We start from the raw sequence: 22753 nt of genomic DNA on the forward strand, positions 1-22753 counted from the left end.
GGCCGCCCGGCGGGAACCGGGGACGCCGGGACCCCGGGAGGGGCCCGAAGACCGGCCTCATAGCCAGCGGCTGCGCCGGAACGCCCGGTACAGCAGCAGACACGCCACGGATATCACCCCGATGACCATGCCGTAGCCGTACCGCCAGTGCAGCTCCGGCATGTGGTCGAAGTTCATGCCGTACATGCCGCAGACCATCGTCGGCACCGCCACGATCGCCGCCCAAGCGGTGATCTTGCGCATGTCCTCGTTCTGCGCGACCGTGACCTGCGCCAGATGCGCCTGGAGAATGGAGTTCAGCAGCTCGTCGAAGGCCGCTATCTGCTCCTTCGCCCGCGACAGATGGTCCGAGACGTCACGGAAGTACGCCTGTGTCTCCGGGGCGACCACCCGGATCGGCCGTGTGGCGAGCTCCTCCAGCGGCCTGCTCAGCGGCACCACCGCCCGCTTCAGTTCGAGGAGTTCGCGCTTGAGCTGGTAGATGCGGCCCGGATCGACCCGCGCGCCGTTCTCCGCGAACACATCCGTCTCGACCTGGTCCATGTCCTCCTGGACCGAGTCGATGACGGTCAGATAGTCGTCGACCACATGGTCCGCGATCGCGTGCAGCACCGTGGACGGACCCTGGGCGAGCTGCCCGGGATCGGACTCCAGCCCTTCGCGCAGCGGCCCCAGCGAGCCGTGCCGGCCGTGCCGCACCGTGACCACGAAGTCCTTGCCGAGGAACACCATGATCTCGCCGGTGTCCACCACCTCGCTGTTCGCGGTGAGTTCCTCGTGCTCGACGTAACAGACCGTCTTGAACACGGCGAACAGCGTCTCCCCGTACCGCTCCAGCTTGGGCCGCTGATGGGCCTCGACCGCGTCCTCCACCGCCAGCGGGTGCAGGTCGAACAGCTCCGCGATGCCGGCGAACTCCCGGCTGGTCGGCTCGTGCAGCCCCAGCCAGACGAAACCCTCCCCGCTCCCGCGCACCTGCCTCACCGCGTCCACCAGGTCCCCGCGCGCGCCGGTGCGGTGACCGTCCCGGTACGTCACGCAGTTGACCACCGAGGAGCCCAGCGGGGAGCGGGCCGGATGGCTCAGGTCCACACGGGGCCGACGCCGGGCCAGCCGCGCCACCCGGCGCAGCCCGCCGACCCCGCCGAGGCTCGTGACCTTCCGCAGATTCCCTGCCATGGACATCCGGTTCTCCTTGCGTGGTTCCCCCGCGCCGTCCTGCTTCCCGCGCTCCGGCCCGCCAGTCTGCCAGTCCCGGACGAGTCGTGTGCGGGCCTGTGGGCAGGGGGCACTCCGCTTTGTTCCCGCCTGTGGACAGAGGAGTTCGCCCCTCGTGACGCCCGTTCGTCAGGCGGGCGCCGGCGGGCGGCCCCCTATCCGTTCCACCGCCTCCGCGCCCGCCCGGCAGCCTTCTCCCGCCGCCTGCTCCGGACCGGCTCCCGCGAGCAGGGCGGCGAGGAACGCGCCCGTGAACGCGTCACCGGCGCCCGTGGTGTCCCGGGGCACCGCCGGCACGGCCGGGACGCGGGCGTACACCTCCCCGGACCGGGCGAGCAACGCGCCCTCGGCACCCTGCTTGGCCACCACCAGCGGGACGTGCCGGCTCAGCCGCGCCGCGGCGTCGGCGGCCCCGGACGCCCCCGTGAGCAGGCACGCCTCGTCACGGCTGGGCAGCAGGACGTCCACGCCCTCGACCAGCGACAGGAACCGGTCGGTGCCCAGCCGCACGAGGAATCCCGCCGACGCCGGATCCAGGCTCACCGGTATCCCGCGGGCCCGCGCCGCCTTCAACGCCACCGCGGCCAGGGCCCTGCTCGGCTCGGTGAACAGCAGATAGCCCGACAGGTGCAGCCGCGCCACCCCGTCCAGCAACGCGTCCGACCAGTCACCGGGTTCCAGCCGCAGCGACGCGCCGCTGTCGGTGAGGAACGTCCGCTCGGCCGCCGCGCCCTCGTCGACCAGGCAGATCACCGTCCCCGTCGGCGCCCGTCCGTCCACGACCAGCAGCGGGCGGACCCCGCGGACGGCCAGCTCCCGCTCGTGCCAGGCCGCCGAGTCCTCGCCCACCCGCCCGAGGAGCCGCACCTCCGTACCGTCCCGACGCGCCGCCCAGCAGGCCACATTGGCGCCCGCGCCGCCCGGCACCGTCCGGATCGCCGCCGCCGTGTCGGTCCCCGGAGCGAGCGGTGCCCGGTGCCGGGCGACCACATCCGTGATCACATCGCCGACGACCAGCAGCGCCCCGCCCCGCACGGCGTCCGTCACTTCCCGGCGGACCAGGCCGCCGCGACCCGCGCGGCCAGACGTACGTTGCCCCGAACCGCCGCCAGGTTCGCGGCGAGGGACGCGCCGTCGGTGCGGCGGACCAGATGGTCCAGCAGGAACGGCGTGACCGCCTGGCCGGTGACGCCCTCCGTCTCGCATGCGTGCAGTGCCTCGTCGAGCACCCGCGCGTGCAGCCCGGGATCCAACTGCTCCGCCTCGGGAACGGGGTTGGCCACGATCAGCGCCGACCCGGGTCCGCCCAGCGCGTCCTGCGCCCGCATGACCTTTGCGACCTGTGCCGGAGTGTCCAGCCGCCAGTCCACGGGGTGTCCCGAGTCGGACAGGTAGAAGCCGGGGAAGCGGTCCGTGCCGTATCCGGCGACCGCCACCCCCAGGGTCTCCAGCCGCTGCAGGGTCGCGGGCACGTCCAGGATCGACTTCACGCCCGCGCACACCACGGTGATCCTCGTCCGCGCCAGCAGGCCGAGGTCGGCCGACTCGTCCTGGGTCACCGTCCACTCCCGGTGCACGCCGCCGAGCCCTCCGGTCGCGAACACCCGTATGCCCGCGAGCGCCGCCAGCAGGGCCGTGGCCGACACCGTGGTCGCCCCGCTCGCCCCGGCGGCCACCGCGAGCGGCAGATCGCGATGGCCCAGCTTGCGGATGCCGTCCTCGTCGGCGACCCGTTCCAGCTGCTCCTCGTCCAGGCCGACCCGGGGCCGCCCGTCCAGCACGGCGATCGTCGCCGGCACCGCGCCCTCCCGCCGTACGGCCGCCTCCAGCTCCAGCGCCACCCGGAGATTGCGCGGCCGGGGCAGCCCGTGGGCGATGATCGTGGACTCCAGGGCCACCACCGGGCGGCCCGCGGCGATCGCCTCCCGTACCTCTTCGGACACCATGAGCGCCACGCGTCTGCCTCCTGTCTGCCGGCTCTCCCTCATCCCTGGCGGGCCGGGCGCCCGGCCAAACCCCCTTGCGTGCCGTCATGGACGTCGCGGAGGCTGGGAGCCATGACGGACAACACGACTCGCCTCGACCACATCGTCCTGTGGGTGGACGATCCCATCGCCGCCGCCGGTTTCTACGAGAAGGCCGTGGGCCTGGAGCCCGTCAGGCTCACCGAGTACTCCGCCGGTGAGGCGCCGTTTCCCTCGGTACGGGTGAACGAGGAGACGATCCTCGATCTCATGCCGCGGGCGAAGGCGGAGCACATGCGGATGCTGCCCGGTGCCGCGGAGAGCTCGGGGCATCCCGTCAACCACGTCTGTCTGTCACTGGCGGCCTCGGACTTCGACGCCCTGCTCAGTCGGCTGGAGGAGGGCTCCGTGCCGGTGTCGGACGTCTCGCGCGACTCCTTCGGGGCGCGGGGGCCGGCCCGGCGCAGCTTCTACTTCCGTGACCCGGACGGCAACGTGTTCGAGGCGCGGCACTACGACTGACCGGAGGTTCCGCAACCCCGTGCGCCGGCACCGGCCGGGGGCGGGGCGCGCGGGGTCAGAACAACGGCTCGGGGAGGACGCCCTCCAGGGCCAGGAGATGGCGTTTGGTCTCCAGGCCCCCGCCGAACCCGCCGATGCCCCCGTCGCTCTCCACCACCCGGTGGCACGGCACGACCACCGGCAACGGATTCGCGCCCATCGCCATGCCCACGGCCTGGGCCGCGCCGGGGCGGCCGGCCCGGCGGGCCAGATCGCCGTACCCGACGACCGAGCCGAACGGCACCCCGGCGGCCAGCTCCCGCAGCACCTCGCGGTTGAAGCCCGAGATCAGCGACCAGTCCAGCGGCAGCTCGAAGTCCCGCCGCTCACCCGCGAAGTACGCCTCGACCTGACGTATCGCCTCGGCCAGCAGCGGGGAGGCGGGCTCCTCGACGGGTTCGGTGCCGAGCCGCGACGCCAGCCGCTCCAGCGCGCTGTCGCGCACCTGGCCGGTGGCGTGGAACACGACGTTGACCAGGCCCTCACGGGTCGCGGCCAGCAGCAGCGGGCCGATGCCGGTGCCGACGACACCCCACACCACCCGCTGTCCGTACCGCCCACGGCTGTCCATGGGCACCACCGTACGGCCCGCCACCGACAACGTCCCGGAAGTGCGGGCGGACGCCTCAGCCGCCCACCGCGTCCCGCACCACGTCGGGCGTGTTGGTGATGATCCCGTCGACCCCGAACCCGGCGACCCGCCGGGCGGCGTCCGCGTCGTTCACGGTCCAGGTGCATACCTCCAGCGGCTTTCCGTGCGCTCCCTCGAAGGTGTGCACGGCGGCGACGTAATCGGCGGAGAGGGAACCGTGCGAGGGATTGATCTGGTCGGTGAAGGCCGCGTAGACGGGCAGGTCCGACAAGGGCGGCGTCCCGAGGAGGCCCGTCTTCACCGCGGGCCGCAGATCGTGGACCGTCCGCACGCTGTCCGCGCTGAAGCTCTGCACGATCAGCCGGTTCTGCACGTGCCCGCGGTCGAGCCAGCCCTCGTTGCCCAGCACCTTGACGATCTGCCGCTCCACGCCGGGATACAGCTGGGGGTTCTTGATCTCCAGCAGCAGCTTCTGGCGGTGCCGCTCGACGCGGTGCACGAACTGCTCCAGCGTCGGCACGCGCGCGCCCGCGTACGCGGAGCCGAACCAGCTGCCCGCGTCCAGCCGGGCGATCTCCGCCGCGGTGAAGTCCTTCACCTTCCAGGGAGCCCGGTCGGGGAAGACCTCCTCGACGTCGGTGGTGCGCTGGAGGCTGTCGTCGTGCAGGACGACGAGTTCGCCGTCCCTGGTGCGCTGGACGTCGTTCTCCACCCAGTCGACGCCGAGCGCGGCCGCCTTGTCGACGGCCGCCAGGGTGTTCTCGGGCGCGTACGCGGACGCGCCCCGGTGGGCTATCACCAGGGGCCGCGCGGAGTTCTCCGCGGCCCGCGCGGGGGAGAGCGGGAACAGGAGGGCGGCGGTGCCCAGGAGCGCGGCGGTCGAGGCGGTGACAGCGCGTGCGTGCATGCGGACTCCTCGCGTCGGACGGTCACATTCAGCTCAACTGTGACAGCAGAGCGTCAACGCGAGGCGAGTGCGGGATGGCCGCGGATTGAACGGTGCTGCCCGAACTCCGCACACTGGTGCCACACACCTGGGGCAAGGACGTGTTTCTTTGCCGGAAAGTCGTTCGACCGTTCCGGTGGGGTCATACTCTCTGCGTCATCCCTGGCCGCCGTCACGGTGCCGGGAAGGGGGTATCGGGACGTTACGGGATACACGGGTCGGGAAGGGCAGCCGCGCATGCAAGGCACGGTCGACGGATTCAGCTACGGCCTGGTCACACCGCTGGTGGCCTTCCTCATGGCCTGTCTCGGCGGCGCCCTGGGCCTGCGCTGCACCGCCAGGGCCATCAGGGTGTCCGGCTCCTGGCGTCCCGGCTGGCTCGCCCTGGGGGCCGCGACCATCGGCTCCGGCATATGGACGATGCACTTCGTCGCGATGACGGGCTTCACCATCGAGGGCACGCCGATCCACTACGACCGGCTGATCACCTTCGCGAGCCTGGCCGTCGCCATCGTCATGGTGGGCATCGGGGTCTTCATCGTCGGCTACCGGGGCGCCTCCGGAACGGCCCTGTTCACCGGGGGCACCATCACCGGCCTCGGCATCGCCTCGATGCACTATCTCGGCATGGCCGGCATGAGCCTCGACGGACACCTGGAGTACAACGTCCTCACGGTCGCCGCGTCCGTGGCCATCGCCATGGCCGCCGCCAGCGCAGCCCTGTGGGCGGCCGGACAGGTGCGGGGCTTCCTGTGGAGCGTGGGCGCCAGCGTCGTCATGGGGCTCGCGGTCACCGGGATGCACTACACCGGCATGGCCGCGCTCGAGGTGCACGTCCACGGCGCGGCCGAGCCCGCCGCGGGGGAGCCGGCGGCCGCCCTGCTCGGACCGATGATGGTCGGCCCGCTCGCCTTCCTCGTCCTCGCGGGCGTCGTGGTGATCTTCGATCCGCTGATGGTCGCCGGCGGGTCCACCGCGGCCCCCGCCGAGCACAAGCCCGGCGTCCCCGCCCATCCCCCGGCCCGCCACCCCTCGGCACGCTCGCGGCTGCGGGCCCGCGGTCCCGTGGAACACCGCTCCCGGACCCCGCAGCGCCGCTGATTCCGGACCCGTTGTCAGTGGGGGGCCGTACGGTGGATGGCATGCGGCCCGTTTCCCAGATCGAACGCACGGTGGCGCCCTTCGAGGTCGTCAGCCCCTACCAGCCGAGCGGTGACCAGCCGACGGCCATCGCCGACCTCGCCCGGCGCATCGAAGCAGGCGAGAAGGACGTCGTCCTGCTCGGCGCGACCGGCACCGGCAAGTCCGCCACCACCGCGTGGATGATCGAGAAGCTCCAGCGCCCCACCCTGGTCATGGCGCCGAACAAGACCCTGGCCGCCCAGCTGGCCAACGAGTTCCGCGAGCTGCTGCCGAACAACGCCGTCGAATACTTCGTCTCGTACTACGACTACTACCAGCCCGAGGCGTACGTCCCGCAGTCGGACACCTACATCGAGAAGGACTCCTCGATCAACGAGGAGGTCGAGCGGCTGCGCCACTCCGCGACCAACTCGCTGCTCACCCGCCGCGACGTCGTCGTGGTCGCCTCCGTCTCCTGCATCTACGGCCTGGGCACCCCTCAGGAGTACGTGGACCGCATGGTCCCCCTCCGCGTCGGCGACGAGGTCGACCGGGACGAGCTGCTGCGCCGCTTCGTGGACATCCAGTACACGCGCAACGACATGGCCTTCACCCGCGGCACCTTCCGCGTCCGCGGCGACACCATCGAGATCTTCCCGGTCTACGAGGAGCTGGCCGTCCGCATCGAGATGTTCGGCGACGAGATCGAGGCGCTGTCCACGCTCCACCCGCTCACCGGCGAGATCATCAGCGACGACCGGCAGCTGTACGTCTTCCCGGCCTCCCACTACGTCGCGGGCCCCGAGCGGCTGGAGCGCGCGGTCAACGACATCGAGAAGGAGCTCGGAGAGCGCCTGACCGAGCTGGAGAGGCAGGGCAAGCTCCTGGAGGCCCAGCGCCTGCGCATGCGCACCACGTACGACATCGAGATGCTCCGCCAGATCGGCTCCTGCTCCGGCGTGGAGAACTACTCGATGCACTTCGACGGCCGCGCTCCCGGCTCCCCGCCGAATACCCTGCTGGACTACTTCCCGGACGACTTCCTCCTCGTCATCGACGAGTCGCACGTCACCGTCCCGCAGATCGGCGCCATGTACGAGGGCGACGCCTCCCGCAAGCGCACCCTCGTCGACCACGGCTTCCGGCTCCCCTCGGCCCTGGACAACCGGCCGCTGAAGTGGGAGGAGTTCCAGGAGCGCGTCGGCCAGACCGTCTATCTGTCGGCCACCCCCGGACAGTACGAGCTCTCCCGCTCGGACGGCTTCGTCGAGCAGATCATCCGCCCCACCGGCCTGGTCGACCCCGAGGTCGTGGTCAAGCCCACCGAGGGCCAGATCGACGACCTGGTGCACGAGATCCGCACCCGCGTGGAGAAGGACGAACGCGTCCTGGTCACCACACTCACCAAGAAGATGGCCGAGGACCTCACCGACTACTTCCTGGAACTCGGCATCCAGGTGCGCTACCTGCACAGCGACGTCGACACCCTGCGCCGGGTCGAGCTGCTGCGGGAGCTGCGCAGCGGCGAGTACGACGTCCTCGTCGGCATCAACCTGCTGCGTGAGGGCCTCGACCTGCCCGAGGTGTCCCTGGTGGCCATCCTCGACGCCGACAAGGAGGGCTTCCTGCGCTCGGGCACCTCCCTGATCCAGACCATCGGCCGCGCGGCGCGCAACGTCTCCGGCCAGGTCCACATGTACGCCGACAAGATCACCCCGGCGATGGAGAAGGCCATCGACGAGACCAACCGCCGCCGCGAGAAGCAGATCGCGTACAACCAGGCGAACGGCATCGACCCGCAGCCCCTGCGCAAGAAGATCAACGACATCGTCGCCCAGATCGCCCGCGAGGACATCGACACCGAGCAGCTGCTCGGCTCGGGCTACCGCCAGGTGAAGAAGGACGGCGGCGGCACCAAGGCACCCGTGCCCTCCCTGGGCACCAAGGCGGCCAAGGGCGCGAAGAGCGCCAAGGGCGCCCGGGGCAAGGCCGCCGAGACCGTGCCGACCGACCGCCCCGCCGCCGAACTCGCCGAGCAGATCGAGGAACTCACCACGCGGATGCGGGCCGCCGCGGCCGACCTGCAGTTCGAGATCGCGGCCCGGCTGCGCGACGAGGTCTCCGAGATGAAGAAGGAACTGCGGCAGATGCAGGAGGCCGGCCTGTCCTGACGGCCGCGCACGCGATGTGTTGCAAGACCGACACAAAGCGCGTACCTGGGTACGTCGCTGTCAGTGCTCCTGCGTAGGGTTCTGGTCAACCGTGATTGCGCGGCAACAGGGGAAGTTCGAGAGGGGAATCAGCGCGTGACCGTCAACATGACCAAGGGTCAGGCCATCAGTCTGCAGAAGAACGACGGCGGCAGCCTGACTGCGGTGCGCATGGGTCTCGGCTGGCAGGCGGCTCCCCGTCGCGGCCTGTTCGGCTCGCGCACCCGGGAGATCGACCTGGACGCCTCGGCCGTCCTGTTCGCGGACAAGCAGCCGGTCGACGTCGTCTTCTTCCGCCACCTGGTGAGCGACGACGGCTCGGTGCGCCACACCGGTGACAACCTCGTCGGCGGTGTCGGCCAGGGCGGCGACGACGAGGCCATCCTCGTCGACCTCTCGCGCGTCCCGGTCCACATCGACCAGATCGTCTTCACCGTGAACTCCTTCACGGGCCAGACCTTCCAGGAGGTGCAGAACGCGTTCTGCCGCCTCGTCGACGAGACCAACGGCCAGGAGCTCGCCCGCTACACGCTGGCCGGCGGTGGCGCCTACACGGCCCAGCTCATGGCGAAGGTGCACCGCACGGGCACGGGCTGGACGATGACGGCCCTCGGCAATCCGGCCAACGGCCGCACCTTCCAGGACCTGATGCCGGCGATCCTGCCGGTCCTCTAGGCACCGTGCCCGAGGCCGGGCACCGGCAGGCGGCACATCACACGCGACACGGGGGGACGAAGGCGATGACGGCCGAGCTGGTGCGGGGACAGAACCACCCGCTCTCCCAGTCCCGTCTGGAGATCCGGATCTCGGCCGGCACGCCGGTCGTGGCAGCGGCCGCGCTCGGCGACGAGAACGGCCGGATCCACGGAGTGGAGTGGGTGGCCCACCCGGGCGCGCCCACCCGGCCGGGTCTGGAGGTGTCGCGTCAGGCGGCCGCCGACCACCGTCTCGCGGTGGACCTGGACGCCATGACGGACGCGGTCCACCGCGTCAGTGTGCTGCTCGCCCTGCCCGCCCCGGGCGGCGGCCCGGGACCCGCCCGGTTCGGCGCCGTGGCGGCCCCCTTCGTCGCCGTCACCGGTCTGGACGGCGACGAGATCGCCAGCTACACCATCACGGGCCTGGAGACCGAGTCGGCCGTCGTCGCGCTGGAGCTCTACCGGCGGCAGGGTGCCTGGAAGGTGCGCGCCGTCGGCCAGGGCTACGCGGGCGGCCTGGCCGACCTCCTCACCGACCAGGGCCTGCCCGAGGCCGTACAGCTCGCGGCCACCGTCGACGAGGCCGTCGCGCGGGGCCTCGCCCGCTCCGTGCAGGCGCCCCCGCCCCGCCCGGCCGACGGTGACCGCTCCCGTCAGCCGGCCGCCCCCGCGGTCGGCCCCGACCAGAGCGGCACCGCACCCCAGGGCGCCCCCGGCCCCGTACCGCCGTCGTACGGCGGGCAGCCGGCCGGCGGACCGGGACAGACCGGACCGCAGCCGGCGTACGGCGGAACCGGTGCCGCGGACCCGTCCGCCGCCACCGGCGGCCCGATCGACTACAGCCACCCCGGCCGGCGGAACTCCGCCCCGCCGCCGCCCCCGCCCACCGCGCCGCCGGTGCAGCCCGGACAGCCCGCGCGGCCCGTCGCGGGGGACGCGACCGGCTGGTCCATGGAGGAGCGGCTGTACAACCAGGTCTGGGGCATGTTCGAGGACCTGGCCCGCACCACCGCCGCCTACCGCAGCGCCGTCGACTTCGCCGAGTCCCGCATGGACAAGGAGCTGGAGCAGGCCCTGTCCGACCCGCGCAGCCGGATCGGCGGTCAGGGCGACGCCGCGCGCGAGGCCGCCCGGGCCCGGCACGCGCAGCTCGTCGACCAGGCGCGAGAAGTCCTCGACCGGGACCTCGCCCAGCTCGTCGCCGAGGCCGACGTCGTCGAACCCGCACTGCCCCCGGCCTTCGCCCGCTGGGACAACCCCGTCTGGCACGCCTACCGGGTGCCGATGGAGATACCCATGGCGCTGCGCCTGGGCGACCTGCGGCTGCCCGAGGCCGACCGGATCCGCATCCCGATGCTGCTCCGGCTGCCGCTGGAGCGCGGCCTGTGGATCGACAGCGGGCGGGCCGACTCGGTCGACGGGACGTTCACCGACTCCCACGACATGCGGCGCCTCGCCATGGAGACGGCGGTGGCGCACGCGGCCCGGCTGCTCGCCGTCTACCCGGCGGGCGAGTTCACGGTGCACGTCATCGACCCGGCCGGATCCGGGGCGCAGCCGCTGGCGCCGCTGACGCGGACCGGTGTGCTGGCGGACCCGCCCGCCCAGGGTGCCGCGGGGGTGACGGAGGTGCTGGGCAGGCTCACGCAGCGGGTCGACCTGGTGCAGATGGCGCTGCGCGGAGGCGCCCCGGACGCGCTGCCGCCCGGCTTCGACACCTCCCAGCAGCTGCTGATCGTCAACGACTTCCCGCACGGCTTCGACGACCGGGCCGTGAACCGGTTGCGCTACCTCGCCGACGAGGGCCCGTCCGTCGGGGTCCACCTGATGATGGTCGCCGACCGCGAGGAGTCCGCGGGCTACGGCCCGCTCCTCGACCCGCTGTGGCGTTCGCTGCTGCGACTGACCTCCGTGCCCGACGATCATCTGGCCGACCCGTGGGTCGGACACGCCTGGACGTACGAGCCGCCGCTCGTGCCGCCGGGCAGTCAGGTCCTCCACCAGGTGCTCACCCGGGTCGCGGCGGCCCGCCGCTCAGGGGACAGGTGACGTCCCCGCACCTTGACCAAGCTCATGTAAAGCCTCACCACCTGGGGCTTTGTGTCTTTCTTTACTCGCCTCTTTACCAATCCTTGGTGATTGGGTACTGTTGACCGCACGGAGGGGAGTACTCCCTGTCTGTGCGGCGACCCCGTCAATACGGATCAGGCCAGATCCCGGGGCGTCGGCCCGAAGGACCGTCCGGACGCAGTCGAGCGCCGGAGGCCCGGGTGGAAGAGACCTCCGGCAGCGACGACGCTGACATTTGCCGTGTGACGTATCTGCCGGAGGCGCAGTGGATGTTTCCATGACCCTATGGGTCCTGACGATCGTGGGCCTTGGCGCCCTTATCGCCGCCGACTTCTTCATCGGCCGCAAACCGCATGACGTATCCATCAAGGAAGCCGGGATCTGGACCATCGTCTGGATCGTCCTGGCCGCGATCTTCGGGCTCGGCCTGCTGATCTGGGGCGGGGGACAGGCCGGAGGCGAGTTCTTCGCCGGCTACATCACCGAGAAGTCGCTCAGCGTCGACAACCTCTTCGTCTTCGTCCTGATCATGGCGAAGTTCGCGGTGCCGTCGCAGTACCAGCAGCGGGTGCTCCTGGTCGGTGTCCTCATCGCCCTGGTGCTGCGCGCGATCTTCATCGCCGCCGGCGCGGCGATCCTCGCCAGCTTCTCCTGGGTGTTCTACCTCTTCGGCGCCTTCCTGATCTGGACCGCCTGGAAGCTCATCCAGGAGGCCCGGGCCGACGAGGAGGACGAGGAGTACGAGGAGAACAAGCTGCTCAAGGCCGTTGAGCGCCGCTTCGGCGTGGCCGACCGGTACCACGGCACCAAGCTGTGGATCGAGCAGAACGGCAAGCGGGTCATGACCCCGATGCTGGTGGTCATGCTTGCCATCGGCACCACGGACATCCTGTTCGCGCTCGACTCGATCCCCGCGATCTTCGGCCTGACGCAGGACCCGTACATCGTGTTCACGGCGAACGCGTTCGCGCTGATGGGCCTCCGGCAGCTGTACTTCCTCATCGGCGGCCTGCTGAAGAAGCTGGTCCACCTGTCCTACGGCCTGTCGATCATCCTGGGCTTCATCGGTGTGAAGCTGGTGCTGCACGCACTGCACGAGTCCGGGGTACACGTACCCGAGATCAGCATCCCGGTCTCGCTGGGCGTGATCTGCGGGGTCCTGGTCGTCACCACGATCACCAGCCTGCGGGCCTCCCGCAAACAGGCGGCGGCCGAGGCGGCAGCGGGCCGGGGCGAGGGCTCCGTGAAGGACAGCATCGACGTCTGACCCTGTCGGACATCGGAACGACGGTACCGGGAGCGGAGGTCAGCACATCGCCGACCACCGCTCCCGGTCCTCTCCGTTCCCACCCCGCGCCGCCCGCCGGCGCCGACCGACTTCGACCCGCACGAGGAGGCCATGCGTGACCATGACGACCCCGAGGCGATCAGGATCGCGGAGCGGAGGGGCAAGCCGTACAGCGGTGACACCCCCCGCGCCCCCCACGGTCGGCCGGTGGTCGGAGGGCCGCGGTGAGGTGCGCCGCCCGTTCGCGTCTGCGACGATCTCCCCATGACCGCTCGGCTCAGGTCACTGGCGGCACAGTGGACGACCCTGGTGCCGGTGTTCGCCGTAGTTCTGCTGGTCCTGACCTGGGGACGCGAACTGCCCGGCTGGATCATCGTGCTGGTGACCGCGGTTCTCGCGGGGTCCGTGCTGGCTGCCGTGCACCATGCCGAGGTGGTCGCGCACCGGGTCGGTGAGCCCTTCGGCTCCCTGGTCCTCGCGGTCGCCGTCACCGTCATCGAGGTGGCACTGATCGTCACCCTGATGCTCGACGGCGGGGACAAGAGCGCGACGCTCGCCAGGGACACCGTGTTCGCGGCCGTGATGATCACCGTCAACGGAATTCTCGGACTGAGCCTGCTGGTGGGCTCACTGCGCCACGGCACGGCGGTGTTCAATTCGGAGGGCACCGGCGCGGCCCTCGCCACGGTCGCGACACTGGCGACCCTCAGCCTGGTGCTGCCGACGTTCACCACGAGCAAGCCGGGTCCGGAGTTCTCCACCGTCCAGCTCACGTTCGCGGCGGTCTCCTCGCTGATCCTCTACGCCCTGTTCGTGACGACCCAGACCGTCCGGCATCGCGACTACTTCCTGCCGATCGTCGAACAGGGCGAGGCGGCCGCCTCCGAGCAGGAGCACGCCCAGGCGCCCTCCACGCGCACCGCCCTGATCAGTCTCGGGCTGCTGGGCCTGGCCCTGATCGGCGTGGTCGGGCTGGCCAAAGGGGTCTCGCCCACGATCGAGTCCGGGGTGGAGGCCGCCGGGCTGCCCCACTCCGTCGTCGGTGTGATCATCGCCCTGCTGGTCCTCCTCCCGGAGACCATCGCCGCGGTGCGCGCCTCGCGCCGCAACCAGGTGCAGACCAGCATGAACCTCGCGCTCGGCTCGGCGATGGCCAGTATCGGTCTGACCATCCCCGCCGTCGCGCTGGCCTCCCTCTGGCTCCCCGGTCCGCTCGTCCTCGGCCTCGGCAACACCCATATGGTGCTGCTCGCGCTGACCATGGTGGTGGGCGCGCTGACCGTGGTCCCCGGGCGGGCCACACCGCTGCAGGGAGGCGTGCACCTGGTGCTGCTCGCGGCCTATCTGGAGCTGGCGGTCAACCCCTGACGGGAAGGCCGGCGGCGCGCGGCCGCCCGTTGCCCGGCGGCGTGGGCCGCGTCCCTCCCCGGGGTTCCCGGGCCGCCCGAGGACCCGGGTCCTCGGGAGGCCCGGGAGAACAGCGCCGAGAAGCACCACGTCACGGCTGTCCGGGCTCGGGTACGGCTCGACGGCCGTGCGCCGCACCGTGATAGACCGGGTCCGAGCAGCGGTTCCGGCGAGGACCGCCCCACCCCGACGGACCGGAGGAACCGTGCCCCGCAACCTGGCCAACGCCCCCATCATGATCCTCAACGGCCCCAACCTGAACCTGCTGGGACAGCGCCAGCCGGAGATCTACGGCTCCGACACGCTCGCCGACGTGGAGGCCATGTGCGCCAAGGCGGCGGCCGCGCGGGGCGGCACGGTGGACCTGCGTCAGTCCAACCACGAGGGCCAGTTGGTGGACTGGATCCACGAGGCCCGGCTGAACCACTGCGGGATCGTCATCAACCCCGGTGCCTACTCGCACACCTCCGTCGCCGTCCTGGACGCCCTCAACGCCTGCGACGGCCTGCCCGTGATGGAGGTCCACATCTCCAACATCCACCGGCGCGAGTCCTTCCGGCACCACTCCTACGTCTCCCTGCGGGCCGACGGTGTCATCGCGGGATGCGGGGTGCAGGGGTACGTGTTCGCGGTGGAGCGGATCGCGGCGCTGGCCGGTCCGGGAGCGGCCGAGGCGTAGAGCCCCGTTCGCCCCGTCGGGCGCTCCTCGCGAGGGCCGGCTCCGCCGCTCACCAGCCCCGCGCGTGCCACTCCGGCAGATGCGGGCGTTCCGCGCCCAGGGTGGTGTCGTTGCCGTGCCCGGGGTAGACCCAGGTCTCGTCCGGGAGGACATCGAAGATCTTGGTCTCGACGTCATGGATCAGACTGGCGAACGCCTTCGGGTCCTTGTGGGTGTTGCCCACACCGCCCGGGAACAGGCAGTCCCCGGTGAACACATGCGGATGCCCGTGGGGGTCGTCGTACACGAGGGCGATCGAGCCGGGCGTGTGCCCGACCAGATGGCGGGCGGTGAGCTCCACCCGGCCCACGCGGACGACGTCGCCGTCGTCGAGCGGCACGTCGGTCGGCACCGGGATGCCCTCGGCGTCCTCCCGGCCCGCGTGGGTGCGGGCGCCGGTGGCCGCGACGACCTCGGCGAGCGCCTGCCAGTGGTCGCCGTGCCGGTGGGTGGTGACGACGGACGCGATGCCGTCGCCACCGATCGTCCCCAGCAGGGTCTCCGCGTCGTTGGCCGCGTCGATCAGCAACTGCTCGTCGGTGGCCCGGCAACGCAGCAGATAGGCGTTGTTGTCCATGGGGCCGACCGCGACCTTGGTGATCATCAGGTCCTTGAGTTCGTGCACGTCGGCTGGCCCGCCGACCGTCACCCGACCGCTGTACGTCATGACCGCCAGCCTATAGCGGGAACCCGCGCCGGACAGGCGTCAGAGCGGCGGAAGCGACGGGAGGCCGCCGCCCTTCACCGTCAGGGCGGCGCCGTCCCGGCGGCCGGCCAGCCAGCCGAGCAGGTCGGCGGCCGTCCCCTCGACCGAGACCGGGCCGCCGTCCGCCCCGCCGCCGGTCGTCCAGGTCCTGCCGTCCACGGTGGCCAGGGTGGTCGGCGGCACGTCCCGGTGACCGGCGAACCGCGCCGCGAGGAAGGCGATCTCCCGTTCCGTGAACCCGGCCGGCAGATCCTCCAGCTCGTAGCCGATCCCGAGGTCCACGTGGTGCAGCTCCACCTCGACCCACCGTCGGAACGGAACCCGCTCCGCCCGGTCCGTGACGCCGTTGCGCAGCTCCACCGTGCGCGACCAGTCCGCCGGGACCGCGCCCGCCGCACGGAACCGCTCCCCGCTCTCCCGCAGGTCGGCGAGGTGCGCGTCGAGGGGGCGCGGCGCGTCCCGCTCGATGTCGGCGTCCCGGGCCTCGCCGGAGACGTACATGGGGCGGTCCTCGAAGACGTTCACCAGAGCGTCCGCGTTGCGGGCCAGGTGGGCCAGGACGTGGCCACGGGTCCAGCCGGGCAGCCGTGACGACTGGGTCACAGCCGCGTTGTCCAGTGCGGCGACCGCGGTGAGCAGCCGCTCGGTCGCTGCTTGTACAGACGCCAGGTCATCAGCGTGATCAATCATGGTGCTGACCCTAGCCCTGTCACACCATCGGGTGAAGGTGGCGAAGCCGCGCCCTGAATCGAATGCACGTGCTATATGGTCGTGTTCGGCGTCGGGCATGCTGGAGAGCCGGGGTTTGTTGACAACCCGTGAATCCGAACCGGCGTTGTCAGTGGCTCCCCCTAGTCTGGGAAAGACGGGGGCCCCGCCCCTGTCACTTCTCTCAAGAAAGGTGCGGACCGGCGTGGCCGACCGTCTCATCGTCCGTGGAGCGCGCGAGCACAACCTCAAGAACGTCTCGCTCGATCTCCCGCGCGACTCGCTCATCGTCTTCACGGGCCTGTCGGGGTCGGGCAAGTCCTCACTGGCCTTCGACACGATCTTCGCCGAGGGGCAGCGGCGCTACGTGGAGTCGCTCTCCTCGTACGCCCGGCAGTTCCTCGGCCAGATGGACAAGCCGGACGTCGACTTCATCGAGGGCCTGTCCCCGGCGGTCTCCATCGACCAGAAGTCGACCTCCCGCAACCCGCGCTCCACGGTGGGCACCATCACCGAGGTCTACGACTACCTGCGCCTGCTCTTCGCGCGCATCGGCAGGCCGCACTGCCCCGAGTGTTCCCGGCCGATCTCGCGCCAGTCGCCGCAGGCCATCGTCGACAAGGTCCTGGAGCTGCCGGAGGGCAGCCGCTTCCAGGTGCTGTCGCCGCTGGTGCGCGAGCGCAAGGGCGAGTTCGTCGACCTCTTCTCCGACCTCCAGACCAAGGGCTACTCCCGCGCGCGGGTGGACGGCGAGACGATCCAGCTCTCCAGCCCGCCCACGCTGAAGAAGCAGGAGAAGCACACCATCGAGGTGGTCGTCGACCGCCTCACGGTCAAGGACGGTGCCAAGCGCCGCCTCACCGACTCCGTCGAGACCGCCCTCGGCCTCTCCGGCGGCATGGTCGTGCTCGACTTCGTCGACCTCCCCGAGGACGACCCCGAGCGCGAGCGCATGTACTCCGAGCACCTGTACTGCCCGTACGACGACCTGTCCTTCGAGGAGCTGGAGCCGCGCTCCTTCTCCTTCAACTCGCCCTTCGGCGCCTGCCCCGAGTGCACCGGCATCGGCACGCGCATGGAGGTCGACCCCGAGCTGATCGTCCCCGACCCGGACAAGAGCCTCGACGAGGGCGCCATCCACCCGTGGTCGCACGGCCACACCAAGGACTACTTCGACCGTCTGATCGGCGCCCTCGCGGACGCGCTCGGCTTCCGCACCGACATCCCGTTCGCGGGACTGCCGCAGCGCGCCAAGAAGGCCCTGCTGCACGGCCACAAGACCCAGGTCGAGGTCCGCTACCGCAACCGCTACGGCCGCGAGCGCCGGTACACCACGGCCTTCGAGGGCGCCCTCCCCTTCGTCAAGCGCCGGCACAGCGAGGCCGAGAGCGACGCCGGCCGCGAGCGCTTCGAGGGCTACATGCGCGAGGTGCCCTGCCCCGCCTGTGAGGGCACCCGGCTCAAGCCGGTCGTCCTCGCCGTCACGGTCATGGGCAAGTCCATCGCCGAGGTCTCCGGCATGTCCATCAGCGACTGCGCGGACTTCCTGGGCGAGCTGAAGCTCACCGCCCGCGACAAGAAGATCGCCGAGCGCGTGCTCAAGGAGGTCAACGAGCGGCTGCGGTTCCTGGTCGACGTCGGCCTGGACTACCTCTCGCTCAACCGCGCGGCGGGCACCCTCTCCGGCGGCGAGGCCCAGCGCATCCGCCTGGCCACCCAGATCGGCTCCGGACTCGTCGGCGTGCTCTACGTCCTCGACGAGCCCTCCATCGGCCTGCACCAGCGCGACAACCACCGGTTGATCGAGACCCTGGTCCGGCTGCGCGACATGGGCAACACGCTCATCGTCGTGGAGCACGACGAGGACACCATCAAGGTCGCCGACTGGATCGTCGACATCGGCCCCGGCGCCGGCGAGCACGGCGGCAAGGTCGTGCACAGCGGCTCCCTCAAGGAGCTGCTCGCCAACGCCGAGTCGCAGACCGGCCAGTACCTGTCCGGCAAGAAGGCCATCCCGCTGCCCGACGTCCGCCGCCCGCACGACCCGTCGCGCCGGCTCACGGTGCACGGCGCCCGCGAGAACAACCTTCAGGACATCGACGTGTCCTTCCCGCTGGGCGTCTTCACCGCGGTCACCGGCGTGTCCGGCTCCGGCAAGTCCACTCTGGTCAACGACATCCTGTACACCCACCTCGCCCGCGAGCTGAACGGCGCCCGCAGCGTCCCCGGCCGGCACACGCGGGTGGACGGCGACGATCTCGTCGACAAGGTCGTCCACGTCGACCAGTCGCCCATCGGCCGCACCCCGCGCTCCAACCCGGCGACGTACACCGGTGTCTTCGACCATGTCCGCAAGCTGTTCGCCGAGACCACCGAGGCGAAGGTCCGCGGCTACCTGCCGGGCCGGTTCTCGTTCAACGTCAAGGGCGGCCGCTGCGAGAACTGCGCGGGCGACGGCACGATCAAGATCGAGATGAACTTCCTCCCGGACGTGTACGTCCCGTGCGAGGTCTGCCACGGCGCCCGTTACAACCGGGAGACCCTGGAGGTCCACTACAAGGGCAAGTCCGTCGCCGACGTCCTGAACATGCCGATCGAAGAGGCCATGCACTTCTTCGAGGCCGTCCCGGCCATCGCCCGCCACCTGAGGACGCTCAACGACGTCGGTCTCGGCTACGTCCGGCTCGGCCAGTCCGCGACCACCCTGTCCGGCGGCGAGGCCCAGCGGGTGAAGCTCGCCAGCGAGCTGCAGAAGCGCTCCACCGGCCGTACGGTCTACGTCCTGGACGAGCCGACCACCGGTCTGCACTTCGAGGACATCAGCAAGCTGCTGAAGGTCCTGTCCGGCCTGGTCGACAAGGGCAACACGGTCATCGTCATCGAGCACAACCTCGACGTGATCAAGACCGCCGACTGGGTCGTGGACATGGGCCCCGAGGGCGGTTCCGGCGGCGGTTTGGTCGTCGCGGAGGGCACGCCCGAGCAGGTGGCGGGCGTTCCGGCCAGCCACACCGGCAAGTTCCTGCGGGACATCCTGGGGGCGGAGCGGATCAGCGACGCCGCGCAGGTGCGGGCCCCGCGCAAGGCTGCGGCGAAGAAGACGGCCGCCGCCGGGGCCACCACCAGGAAGACGGCCACCAAGGCGGTCGACGGTACGGCCGCCAGGAAGACGGCCACCAAGGCCGCCGCGAAGAAGACGACGCGGGCGACCAAGGCCTGACCGGCCCGCACCCGCACGCGCCGTGCCGCACGGGAACCCCCGTACGGCACGGCGCGTGCGCGCGTCAGGCGGCCTCCGGCTCCAGTTCACGGGCGTACGGCGGTTCCGCGCCCGCACGGGAGCAGGTGACCGCCGCCGCGCGCGCCGCGAACCCGAGCAGGCCCGCCCAGCCCTCGCCGCCCAGCGCGGCCACCCCCGCGTCACTGAGCGCGTCCCGCACCGCGAGTCCGTGCAGCAGTGCCGCGTTCACCGTGTCACCGGCGCCGATCGTGTCCACCACCTCGACCCGCTCACCCGGCACGGCGTACTCGCCGCCGTCGCGGGTGAAAGCGGTCAGACCGTCCCCGCCCCGGGTGACCACGACCGCCGCCGGACCGGCCGCCAGCCACTCCTTCGGGGACCCGCCGAGCCACTCGGCGTCCTCCGCGGACAGCTTCAGCAGCGACACCGACGGCAGCCAGCTCCGGAACCGGGCCCGGTAGGCGTCGGGGTCGGGGATGAGGCCCGGCCGGACGTTGGGGTCCAGCGCGGTGAAGACGCCCCGCGCGGAGGCGGCGCGCATCAGCTCCTCGTACGCGCTCGCGCCCGGCTCCAGCACGAGGGAGCAGGTCCCGAAGGACACCGCGCGGGCGCCGGCCGGCAACGTGTCGGGGGCCGTGAACAGCCGGTCCGCGGTTCCCTCCACGTAGAAGGAGTACGCCGCCGAGCCGTCCGTGCCGACCGTGGCGACGGCCAGTGTCGTCGGCTCGTCCCCGCGCTGCACCGACGACACGTCCACACCGGTCTCCCGCAGCCGGTCCAGCAGTGCCGCACCGAAGGCGTCGCGCGACACCCGGGAGCAGAACGCGGTGGGGGAGCCGAGGCGGCCCAGCGCCACCGCCGTGTTGAACGGGCCGCCGCCGAGCGCCGGCGTCAGCGCCGTGAGCGCACCCGCACCGCGCGGTACCAGGTCGATCAGTGCCTCACCGGCTACGACGATCACGAGGGGTTCCCTTCTTCGAAGGATCGGGCTTCTCGGTCTGCGGGGTGCCCCGGTCCGTCCGGGCAGCCCCAGGACATGCGGTGCGCGAAGGCGCGCGGCAGGTGTCCGGTCCGCGCGGGACGGTCCGGTCCGGCGGGACGGTCCGGAGGACGCGCCCGGCCCGGGCGCCGGTGTCCCCGCCGGGCCGCGTGATCGCCGTGGGGCGGGGCGTGCGCGGATCCGCCCGCGCGGAGTCGTCGAGGGAACACCGCGCGATGTCCCCGGGCCCGGACGGCCCGGGCGCCCGCGGCGCCCCGATCGGCACGGCGTTGCCGGCGGTCACCGGCGCGGTGGGACGCGAACCGAGGGACAGCGGACCGACGACGGCCCGTTCCGCGCCCGCCGACTCCGCACAGCCGTGCACCACGTGTCACCTCTCGGGTGGGGACCGTATCCCATCCGCCGGGCGTGCGTAAACGCTTGCGGACGCTGCTCGACACCCCCGCGGCAGCCCCCGCCCGGCACCCCGCCCCGCACCCGCCCACAGCCGGGACCGTCACCCCCGGTATCGTCCCCGGTGTCCGCCCACGCACCGCCGTCCCACCCGTGGAGCCCTCATGCCCACCCGCCGACCCGCCGCGAGCCGCCGTACCGTCCTGCGGGGCGCGGCCCTCACCCCCGTCGCCGGACTGGGTCTCACCGCGTGCGGACGCACCGAGAAGGACCCCGTGCGGCTGACCGGCCCCGTCGAGCTGGGCCCCGAGAGCGAGGTCGCCGAGGACGGCGCGAAGCTCTACCGGGACCACAACGTCGTGGTCAGCCGGAGCGAGGACGGCACCCTCAAGGCGTACGACACCGTCTGCACCCACGCGGGATGCCCCATCAACAAGCTCGAGGGCACGAAGCTGATCTGCCCCTGCCACGGCAGCGAGTTCGACGCCACCACCGGCAAGGTGCTGCGCGAGCCGGCCGTGGCCCCCCTGAAGGCGCTGGTCGTCGAGGTGAAGAACGGCACCGTGATCGCCACGCCGCAGGAGTGACCGCGGTCACTCCCAGTCCCAGGCGATCCCCACATAACCCGGCCGCACGCGCGGTTCCACCAGGTGCACCGAGCGGTGCCGGCCGCTGAGCGCCAGCTCCTGACGGCCGCCGCGCGGTGCCGCCGCCGAGTGCTGGGTGAACCGGTGGCAGCCCACCGGGAGGACCCCGGAGTCGAAGCACACCTGGAGCGCGTACTGGCCGCCGGGTGACTCCGCCCCGCGCACGTACTCGCGCGAGACGCCCGCCGTGCCGTCCTCGACGGCGTAGCGGAAGAGGAAGGTGTCACCGGCCCGCAGCCGGGTGTCGAAGAGCAGCTCGGCCGCGAGCACCCCGGTGCCGTGGTGCCAGCGCACGCGCCCGGTGCGGCAGTTCTCCAACGCGCGCACGGTCATCCGCTCCGGCGCGGCACCGGGGTCGCCGTGGTGGACGGCCACGTAGCGGTCGACGCCGTCCCGGTGGGCGCGCACGATGTGGTGCGACTCGCGCTCCGCCAGTTCGCGGCGCGCCCCTATCCGTATCCGTTCGTGGTGCCCCAGGGTGTGCAGCCCGCCGTCGCGCGGGGCGCCGAATTCGGCCAGCAGCCGCTCCCGCACGCCCGAGGCCTCGACCAGGGACCGGTGGGACCGCCCGGGGGAGCACCGGTCCGCCACGTGCGCGTCCGGCTCGGCGAGCAGCCGGATCAGCGACTCCTTCGGCAACTGCAGGATCTCCTCCAGCGCCCGTACGGCGCGCAGCGACTCCGGGCGTTGCGGGCGGCGGGCCCCCTGCTGCCAGTAACTCAGACTGGTGACGCCGACCTTCACGCCGTGCCGCGACAGGTGGTGCTGCACCCGCTGCAACGGCAGCCCCCGCGCGGCGATCGCCGCGCGCAGGGCGACGTGGAAGGGGCCGCCGCGCAGGGCCGAGTCCAGTTCCGCGGTGACGACGTCCGCGTGCGGTGTGGCGTGCGGCATGCAGGGGCCTTTCTGTGAAGTCCGCGACGGCTGGTCGGACCGTCGCGCGGGCACCCCGGAGCCGTCCCCGCCGACGGGGCGGAGCCTTCACATCCGTACGCCGTCGTCCAGGGCCCGGAGTTCCCCCGCATTGAAGCGTGTCGGCCAAGTCCCGACAACACCTCACGCCCCACGGCGGCCCGCACCGGCCCTACGACGCGCCGGTCCCGCCCCGGCCCTCCACCCGCGTCCGCAGGCGCTTCGCGCGCACGACGTCGGGATCGCGCGGGTCGAGGGGGTCGACGAGGCCGGACGTCTCGTCGGCGTACCGGCGGGTCCGGGCCTGCCGTCGTGGTTTCTCGATCCGCGTCCGTCGCATCCGACCAGCCCT

At 71.8% G+C, this 22753-nt stretch carries 20 protein-coding genes; 10 read left to right on the plus strand and 10 right to left on the minus strand.

Annotated features, from left to right (window positions below; all coding sequences use genetic code 11):
* Positions 1–57 precede the first annotated feature (57 nt).
* The 3 genes from ACFY3N_RS12865 to ACFY3N_RS12875 all read right to left on the minus strand — a co-directional run bounded on the left by ACFY3N_RS12865 (position 58) and on the right by ACFY3N_RS12875 (position 3173).
* A complete protein-coding gene (locus ACFY3N_RS12865) occupies positions 58–1185 on the minus strand; it encodes a magnesium and cobalt transport protein CorA (RefSeq protein WP_390816669.1) in 1128 nt (375 codons plus the stop codon).
* A gap of 162 nt (positions 1186–1347) precedes the next feature.
* Positions 1348–2280, minus strand: a complete 933-nt coding sequence (locus ACFY3N_RS12870) for a carbohydrate kinase family protein (protein ID WP_390816868.1) — start codon at positions 2278–2280, stop codon at positions 1348–1350.
* On the minus strand, positions 2262–3173 hold the full coding sequence (locus ACFY3N_RS12875) for a pseudouridine-5'-phosphate glycosidase (RefSeq protein WP_390816670.1): 912 nt from the start codon (positions 3171–3173) through the stop codon (positions 2262–2264). Before ACFY3N_RS12875 ends, ACFY3N_RS12870 begins: the two co-directional genes overlap by 19 nt.
* A gap of 102 nt (positions 3174–3275) precedes the next feature.
* Here ACFY3N_RS12875 and ACFY3N_RS12880 point away from each other — a divergent pair, with 102 nt between their 5' ends.
* Positions 3276–3704: a VOC family protein gene (locus ACFY3N_RS12880; protein WP_390816671.1), complete on the plus strand. Its 429-nt coding sequence runs from the start codon at positions 3276–3278 to the stop codon at positions 3702–3704.
* A gap of 55 nt (positions 3705–3759) precedes the next feature.
* On the opposite strand, the gene ACFY3N_RS12885 is transcribed toward ACFY3N_RS12880, so the two are convergent.
* Together ACFY3N_RS12885 and ACFY3N_RS12890 are read right to left on the minus strand one after the other, a co-directional pair.
* Complete coding sequence (locus ACFY3N_RS12885; RefSeq protein ID WP_390816672.1) at positions 3760–4314, minus strand: methylated-DNA--[protein]-cysteine S-methyltransferase; 555 nt, start codon at positions 4312–4314, stop codon at positions 3760–3762.
* Positions 4315–4369: 55 nt separating this feature from the next.
* Positions 4370–5242, minus strand: coding sequence for a glycerophosphodiester phosphodiesterase (locus tag ACFY3N_RS12890; protein ID WP_390816673.1), 873 nt, complete (start codon positions 5240–5242; stop codon positions 4370–4372).
* Positions 5243–5518: 276 nt separating this feature from the next.
* On the opposite strand from ACFY3N_RS12890, the gene ACFY3N_RS12895 reads away from it, so the two are divergent.
* From ACFY3N_RS12895 to aroQ, 7 genes are all read left to right on the plus strand, one after another.
* A complete protein-coding gene (locus ACFY3N_RS12895) occupies positions 5519–6382 on the plus strand; it encodes an MHYT domain-containing protein (protein ID WP_390816674.1) in 864 nt (287 codons plus the stop codon).
* Positions 6383–6423: 41 nt separating this feature from the next.
* Positions 6424–8574 (plus strand): excinuclease ABC subunit UvrB, encoded by a 2151-nt coding sequence (gene uvrB / locus ACFY3N_RS12900; RefSeq protein WP_390816675.1) that lies wholly within the window; start codon positions 6424–6426, stop codon positions 8572–8574.
* Between the two features lie 135 nt (positions 8575–8709).
* Entirely contained in the window at positions 8710–9288 is a 579-nt protein-coding gene (locus ACFY3N_RS12905) for a TerD family protein (protein ID WP_085574769.1), read from the plus strand.
* Between the two features lie 65 nt (positions 9289–9353).
* Entirely contained in the window at positions 9354–11360 is a 2007-nt protein-coding gene (locus tag ACFY3N_RS12910; RefSeq protein ID WP_390816676.1) for a TerD family protein, read from the plus strand.
* A gap of 286 nt (positions 11361–11646) precedes the next feature.
* On the plus strand, positions 11647–12648 hold the full coding sequence (locus tag ACFY3N_RS12915) for a TerC/Alx family metal homeostasis membrane protein (RefSeq protein ID WP_390816677.1): 1002 nt from the start codon (positions 11647–11649) through the stop codon (positions 12646–12648).
* A gap of 285 nt (positions 12649–12933) precedes the next feature.
* Complete coding sequence (locus ACFY3N_RS12920; RefSeq protein ID WP_390816678.1) at positions 12934–14037, plus strand: calcium:proton antiporter; 1104 nt, start codon at positions 12934–12936, stop codon at positions 14035–14037.
* Positions 14038–14281: 244 nt separating this feature from the next.
* Positions 14282–14755, plus strand: a complete 474-nt coding sequence (gene aroQ / locus ACFY3N_RS12925; protein ID WP_390816679.1) for a type II 3-dehydroquinate dehydratase — start codon at positions 14282–14284, stop codon at positions 14753–14755.
* A 49-nt stretch (positions 14756–14804) separates the two neighbouring features.
* On the opposite strand, the gene ACFY3N_RS12930 is transcribed toward aroQ, so the two are convergent.
* Together ACFY3N_RS12930 and ACFY3N_RS12935 are read right to left on the minus strand one after the other, a co-directional pair.
* Positions 14805–15461 (minus strand): MBL fold metallo-hydrolase, encoded by a 657-nt coding sequence (locus ACFY3N_RS12930; protein ID WP_390816680.1) that lies wholly within the window; start codon positions 15459–15461, stop codon positions 14805–14807.
* A 39-nt stretch (positions 15462–15500) separates the two neighbouring features.
* Positions 15501–16190 (minus strand): maleylpyruvate isomerase family mycothiol-dependent enzyme, encoded by a 690-nt coding sequence (locus ACFY3N_RS12935; RefSeq protein ID WP_390816681.1) that lies wholly within the window; start codon positions 16188–16190, stop codon positions 15501–15503.
* A 223-nt stretch (positions 16191–16413) separates the two neighbouring features.
* Here ACFY3N_RS12935 and uvrA point away from each other — a divergent pair, with 223 nt between their 5' ends.
* Positions 16414–19428, plus strand: a complete 3015-nt coding sequence (gene uvrA / locus ACFY3N_RS12940; protein WP_390816682.1) for an excinuclease ABC subunit UvrA — start codon at positions 16414–16416, stop codon at positions 19426–19428.
* 64 nt (positions 19429–19492) lie between these two features.
* On the opposite strand, the gene ACFY3N_RS12945 is transcribed toward uvrA, so the two are convergent.
* A complete protein-coding gene (locus tag ACFY3N_RS12945; protein WP_390816683.1) occupies positions 19493–20410 on the minus strand; it encodes a carbohydrate kinase in 918 nt (305 codons plus the stop codon).
* A gap of 596 nt (positions 20411–21006) precedes the next feature.
* On the opposite strand from ACFY3N_RS12945, the gene ACFY3N_RS12950 reads away from it, so the two are divergent.
* Complete coding sequence (locus tag ACFY3N_RS12950; protein ID WP_390816684.1) at positions 21007–21429, plus strand: Rieske 2Fe-2S domain-containing protein; 423 nt, start codon at positions 21007–21009, stop codon at positions 21427–21429.
* Positions 21430–21435: 6 nt separating this feature from the next.
* On the opposite strand, the gene ACFY3N_RS12955 is transcribed toward ACFY3N_RS12950, so the two are convergent.
* Together ACFY3N_RS12955 and ACFY3N_RS12960 are read right to left on the minus strand one after the other, a co-directional pair.
* The gene (locus ACFY3N_RS12955; RefSeq protein ID WP_390816685.1) at positions 21436–22383 is read right to left on the minus strand and encodes a hypothetical protein; all 948 of its coding nucleotides are present in this window, start codon (positions 22381–22383) and stop codon (positions 21436–21438) included.
* Between the two features lie 190 nt (positions 22384–22573).
* The gene (locus ACFY3N_RS12960) at positions 22574–22741 is read right to left on the minus strand and encodes a hypothetical protein (protein ID WP_390816686.1); all 168 of its coding nucleotides are present in this window, start codon (positions 22739–22741) and stop codon (positions 22574–22576) included.
* Between the last annotated feature and the right edge of the window lie 12 nt (positions 22742–22753).

The sequence above is a fragment of the Streptomyces sp. NPDC000348 genome (assembly GCF_042898795.1).
Classification (GTDB): Bacteria; Actinomycetota; Actinomycetes; order Streptomycetales; family Streptomycetaceae; genus Streptomyces.